1 protein-coding gene is annotated in these 289 nt (G+C 41.5%); it reads left to right on the plus strand.

The annotated features are described in order from the left end of the window. Window positions 1–268: sulfotransferase (locus AB9F29_RS22310; RefSeq protein WP_369757302.1), on the plus strand; the 268-nt coding region annotated here is incomplete at its 5' end. Between the last annotated feature and the right edge of the window lie 21 nt (window positions 269–289).

A 289-nucleotide genomic window follows, 5' to 3' on the forward strand; every position in this document is an offset into this window, starting at 1 on the left:
AAGTATGCTTGCAAGCATTGAATCTGGGAGGATTTCTGAGTTTCTTTCTGAAGATGAACTGGACGAATATTTTAAGAATTTTTTTGGCGGTATCTTGGAAGGGAAGTTGTTGGCTAGCGGAAAGAAAGTGATTTGTGAGAAATCCCCAGCCAATGCAGAAGTGATGCCAGACATCTTGGATCTCTTTAAAGATTCAAAATGGATCGTAATACTAAGAGATCCTAAGGATGTGATGGCATCGCTTTTTTCGGTTAGGGATCGCTACTAGGCGAAAGGCAAGCAAGCTCCT

This window comes from Falsihalocynthiibacter sp. S25ZX9 (genome assembly GCF_041205405.1).
Lineage (GTDB): Bacteria > Pseudomonadota > Alphaproteobacteria > Rhodobacterales > Rhodobacteraceae > Falsihalocynthiibacter > Falsihalocynthiibacter arcticus.